The organism is Pseudomonas sp. CM25 (assembly GCF_013179705.1).
GTDB lineage: Bacteria > Pseudomonadota > Gammaproteobacteria > Pseudomonadales > Pseudomonadaceae > Aquipseudomonas.
On the sequence record NZ_JABMCW010000444.1, the window covers coordinates 1 to 3,783 of the forward strand.

Annotated in this window: 3 protein-coding genes and 1 pseudogene; 1 reads left to right on the forward strand and 3 read right to left on the reverse strand. The window is 56.5% G+C overall.

The genetic code is table 11. The annotated features are described in order from the left end of the window. A partial coding sequence (locus tag HP546_RS27455) for a DUF3830 family protein (RefSeq protein ID WP_172232136.1) occupies positions 1-242 on the forward strand: 242 nt, incomplete at its 5' end. A gap of 107 nt (positions 243-349) precedes the next feature. On the opposite strand, the gene HP546_RS27460 is transcribed toward HP546_RS27455, so the two are convergent. The 3 genes and pseudogenes from HP546_RS27460 to HP546_RS27470 form a co-directional block, all read right to left on the reverse strand. Next, complete coding sequence (locus HP546_RS27460) at positions 350-1,624, reverse strand: OprD family porin (RefSeq protein ID WP_172232139.1); 1,275 nt, start codon at positions 1,622-1,624, stop codon at positions 350-352. Positions 1,625-1,656: 32 nt separating this feature from the next. Then, complete coding sequence (locus tag HP546_RS27465; protein ID WP_172232141.1) at positions 1,657-2,991, reverse strand: MFS transporter; 1,335 nt, start codon at positions 2,989-2,991, stop codon at positions 1,657-1,659. Between the two features lie 193 nt (positions 2,992-3,184). Then, positions 3,185-3,783: pseudogene (locus HP546_RS27470) on the reverse strand (formaldehyde dehydrogenase, glutathione-independent); the annotation flags it as partial.

Below are 3,783 nucleotides of genomic sequence, written 5' to 3' on the forward strand. Positions count from 1 at the left end.
CTCAGGCGGGTGACCTTGTGCTTATCTACGTGCCAGCTCGGATGTGGGGCGGCAACTCGCAACCCATTTTTGATCTTGGGTTCTTCTATGGCCATGGCGGGCGTTTGCTCTTCCCCGTCGGTTGGTTAGCGGGAAGCGTCGTGGCGAAGGTTGAACCGTCTGAACTGGCGGAGCTTGCGCGTTGCTGCAATGAGATGCGCCAGCGTGGTGCCTGTACGCTGGTGCTCTCACGAGAGGGTTGAGGGGACCTGACACGATTGGCAGTCAGGGCGCTATCTCCCTGGCTGCCAGCGATAGCAGATAGCTGAAGCCACCGGGTACAGGGATCAGTATACGGCTGACGGAATCGTTAGAATTTCAGCGTGTAGTCTATATTTACCCTGGTTTCGTTATCGTCCCGGAACGTTGCCGCAGCGCTCAAGTCGTTTCGATAGAACGCATGCCGCACTCTAAAGGCTAAGTCTTTGGCAGGGCCCGATTGTATTACATAGGACAGCTCAAGGTCTTTCGAAGACTCAGTGAGGTCACGCCCTCCGAGATGGGGTAAATCAATATTTGATCCCCTCAGATAGCGGACCATTCCTGTCAGCCCTGGAATACCCATCGCTACAAAATTGTAATCGTATCGAATCAGCATTGTTCGCTCCTTTGGGTTGACGAAATCCGCACTCATCGTACCGTCACTCAACACCACGGGCTCGCCTCCAGCGAGGTACGCAAAGGCTGTATCGCCGCTCTGATACATGTAGCCGAGCCCCAACGTATGCCCGCCCGTCTGGTAGCTCATTGTCAACCCGGCATTAAGGTTATCTACGCTACCTGCTTCAGCACGTCCGTTCTCTCGGCTATCGAATACTCTCAACTCGGTTTTCAACTTTCCGCGCCCAGCCGCCACTGAGTAAATGCCTCCAATGAAGTCTTGCTCATAGATATTTTCAAGGCGGGCATGGTAATAGTGCGCTAGAAAGTTTTCTGAAATGCGGTATTCACCCCCCAGGTAGTCGAAGCGATCAGAGAATACGCCAGGCTTGAACCGTCCGTTCGGAGACGCCATGGCCAAAGGCTGATTGTTTGTCGAGTCCCGGAGATTGACCCGATCCATCCGCCCGGCCTGTAAGGTGAGCTTCTCAAGTTCCGAGCTGGTAATAGACGCACCTTGAAAAGTTTGTGGCAGCAGGCGCGCCGGGCTTGCAGTGATGACAGGCAGCGTAGGAAGTTGTGTGCCCAAGGATACACGCGTCTGTGAAAATCGAGCTTTGACCGCGACGCCGAGTTCCGAGTATTCATCTTTTGCTCGACGCGTCTGAGGATCTACAGGCAAAAGCTGTGTGCCAGACCGTTCAGGTGATGAATCAAGTTTTATCCCCAGCATTCCTGTGAGATCCAGCCCAAAACCTACAGGGCCGTCTGTGTAACCGGAATTAGCTTTGAAAATGAAGCCCTGCGCCCATTCGCGCACGGCCGAGACCGTCGATTCCCCCTTGTAGTCTCGGTCGAGGTAATAATTTCGGGTGGTCAGGGCAAGGGTACTGTCTTCCAAAAAACCGGCTGAAGCAAAAGTGCTCAGGCATACGCATGGCACGCCTAGCGCAAGTACCGGCAAGCAATCGGCATAGCGTCGCATCGGATTTACCTTCTTGTTATGTATTTGGTATTTCAGAGGCTTGTGACAGATGGGATGGCTTTGGGCGGACTTACTCTCAGTAGCGCGACCGCTATGGCTGCGAGCACGAACGTCATTGCGAACAGCATGTACAGGTTAGAAGGCGTCCATTGCGCATCGATCAGGCGCCCCGCTACAAGCGGGGAGGCGATTGCGCCCGCTCGGCCGATGCCGATACCCCAACCCAGGCCGGTGACTCGCTGACCCGCGTCGTAGATAGACGGCGTTAGTGCATAGAGGCCCGCCACACAACCATTCACGAAGATACCGATGAAGATTGCCAGGACGAATGCCAGGTTCAGCCTGTCTGTGAATCCCACAAATACTGTGAGCAGCAATGCGTTGGCGAGGAGGTAGATCATCAACACCTTGGCCAGTCGGAAGTGTGCAGCCAATAGCCCTAGCAACGCGGTGCCGACTATGCCGCCCACGTTGATCAACACGCCTCCGGTAATGCCTTGCTCGTTGGAAAGTCCCGCAGTGACAAGCAGTCGCGGGGTCCAGCTCATTACAAAGTAAAAACCAAACATGACCAGGAAAAATGACGCCCAAATCAGCAAGGTGGAGCGCAACAGGGCAGGGGAGAACAGTTGAGCAAACGATGCCCGTAGTGAGGTGCGTGTTATCAGGCGGGCCTGAGGCATCTCAGTGAGTGGCGCGAGTTTTACTTTGAGGCGCAATTGGTTGATGTGCCTGATTGCCCCGTCTGATTTATGCGACATCAAAAACGCGAGCGATTCTGGCAGCCAGATAAACAAAGCGGGGAGCGTTGCGAGCGTAACGAAACCTCCGTAAAGAAAGACGGATCTCCATCCCAGTGCAGGGATCATGTTCGCTGCTATAAGGCCTCCAATGGTTGCACCCAGGGCATAAGCCGTGGATTGCAGGCTGATTGCGAGGCCGCGCCAACGCTTGTTGGCGTATTCGCCAGCGATGACATAGCTGCTTGCCAGGATCCCGCCAATTCCAAGGCCTGTAAGGAAACGAAATACTGCGAGCATTTCAGGGCCGGAAGCTTGTGACGATGCAAGCATGCCAGCCCCTGCCACGGCCACACATACAAGAATGAGCGGCCGGCGGCCGAAACGATCAGCCCAGGGAGCAATGAACAGTGAGCCAATTGCCATGCCGACCAAGCCAGCGCTCAGCAGATAGCCAAGCCGGAGCCCGTTGAGCCCCCAGTCAGTGGCTACAGCAGAGGCTGTGAAGGCCATCACCAGAACGTCGAATCCGTCTAGCATATTGATCACGAAACACAGCGTTATTACCCACCATTGGAAGGAGGACATCCGCTTGTCATCGAGCTCATTTGTGACGATGTCAATCATGATCGCAGGCCTCTCGATTGTTGAAAGACCGCAAGGGCAGGTGAGCGGACGCGCTGCTCAGCCCTGCCTGAGGGGAGAGTCGGGTAGACATGGCATTACCTTTTTTATTGTGATCTGTGGCGCATGCAAAGCGACTTGCAGGAACGCCGGCATCAAGCTTCAAGCGATGCCGGGGTTCACCATGGATTAGTGGCTAGTGACTAAAGGTCTTGTGTGGGTCGATGACGAACTTCTTCGGCACCCCCGCATCGAACTCGCCATAGCCTTCCGGCGCCTGGTCGAGGTTGATCACCTGCACACCCACCACTTCGGCGATGTTGATGCGGTCCCACATGATTGCCTGCATCAGTTGCCGGTTGTACTTCATGGTCGGGGTCTGGCCAGTGTGGAAGCTGTGCGACTTCGCCCAGCCGAGACCGAAGCGAATGCTCAGTGCGCCGATCTTCGCGGCGGCATCCACCGCGCCTGGGTCTTCGGTCACGTACAGGCCCGGGATACCGATGTTGCCGGCCACGCGGGTCACTTGCATCAGCGAGTTCAGCACGGTGGCCGGGGCTTCGTGCTTGGCGCCTTCATGGCCATGGCCACGGGCCTCGAAGCCGACGGCGTCGACGGCGCAGTCCACTTCTGGCTCGCCGAGGATGTCGACGATCTGCTCGTGCAACGGGGTGTCCTTGGACAGGTCGACCACTTCGAAGCCCTGCGACTTGGCGTGGGCCAGGCGCAGCGGGTTGAGGTCACCGACGATTACGCAGGCGGCGCCCAGCAGGCGTGCCGAGGCCGCAGCGGCCA

Bases quoted from the DNA above. Each gene is read 5' to 3' on its own strand.
- HP546_RS27460 (WP_172232139.1), bottom strand. From the start codon at position 1,624: ATGCGACGCTATGCCGATTGCTTGCCGGTACTTGCGCTAGGCGTGCCA.
- HP546_RS27465 (WP_172232141.1), bottom strand. From the start codon at position 2,991: ATGATTGACATCGTCACAAATGAGCTCGATGACAAGCGGATGTCCTCC.